The sequence below is a fragment of the Rhizobacter sp. P2_D12 genome, assembly GCF_056404395.1.
Genome location: NZ_JBFUEB010000308.1, coordinates 1 through 1,153, shown reverse-complemented (window position 1 = coordinate 1,153; position 1,153 = coordinate 1). Strand labels below are relative to the sequence as shown.

General features: G+C 63.4%; 1 protein-coding gene. It reads right to left on the bottom strand.

The window, feature by feature from the left end:
* Positions 1–128: 128 nt before the first annotated feature.
* On the bottom strand, positions 129–1,085 hold the full coding sequence (locus AC1DYN_RS32660) for an IS5 family transposase (protein ID WP_477966984.1): 957 nt from the start codon (positions 1,083–1,085) through the stop codon (positions 129–131).
* Positions 1,086–1,153: the final 68 nt, after the last annotated feature.

Here is a 1,153-nt window from a genome sequence, read left to right as displayed (position 1 = left end):
GCCGGTGATGCAGAGGAGGCAGGATGCAAGTTTGCTGTCGCGCTGAAGCAGTAGAGAAGCTCGGCGCCGCAGCCGCACCGGCCCGTTTGGACCGTTCGATGCGGCTATCGGGCGCACTGCGGGCGCACTCATCCCAAGGCCATCAGCTTTCTTCGCGCCATCCACAGGTTCGACAGCGCGAACAGCGTGACGATCTGCGCCGTGTTCTTGGCAAGCCCTCGGTATCGAACCTTCGTGTAGCCGAACTGCCGCTTGATCACCCGGAACGGGTGCTCGACCTTGGCTCTCACGCTGGCCTTGAGCTGCTCGATCTGCTCGCGCTTGAAGCCGCTGGCCAGGAACGTGTTCAACGCACGGCGCTTGCCCGCACGCATGGCAACGTGCCACTGCGGCCCCTGTGCCTCGGCTCGCTTGTGAACGCCCTGGTAGCCCGCGTCCCCGAACGCGATCTCTTCCTGGCCGTGCAGCAGCGCTCCCGCAACGTTGATGTCGTTGACGTTGGCCGACGTGCCCACCACCGTATGCACCAGGCCCGACTCGGCATCCACACCGATGTGCGCCTTCATGCCGAAGTACCACTGGTTGCCCTTCTTGGTCTGCTTCATTTCCGGGTCGCGCTCACCCTCGAGGTTCTTGGTCGAACTCGGTGCGTTGATCAACGTCGCGTCCACCGCCGTGCCTGTGCGCATCAGCAGACCCTTGGCCTGCAGGATGTCGTTGACCACGCGCAGCATGTCCGTCGCCAAGTCGTGGCGCTCCAGCAAGTGCCGGAACCTCAGGATCGTTGTCTCGTCGGGCAGCCTCGCCATCACACCGTCCAGCTTGGCGAACTCGCAGTACAGCGGCACGTCGTGCAGCGCCTCTTCCATCGCCGGATCGCTCAGCCCGAACCACTGCTGCAGGTAGTGGATGCGCAGCATCGTCTCGATGCCGAACGGTGGCCGTCCCGTCTTCGCCTTCGGGTAGTGCGGCTGCACAATCTGCACCAGCGCAGCCCACGGCACCACTCGCTCCATCTCCTCCAGGAACTCCCGCTTGCGCGTCTTCTTGGTCGACAGATTCAGTCCCAGTCCCAGTTGCTTCATCGGCTCAACTCGCTTGGCGATCATGCCCTTCGTCTATGCAAGCCTCAGGCCGGTTTTGCAGAGTTTCC

Coding starts and splice junctions, on each gene's coding strand:
- AC1DYN_RS32660 (WP_477966984.1), bottom strand. CDS start 1,085: ATGAAGCAACTGGGACTGGGACTGAATCTGTCGACCAAGAAGACGCGC.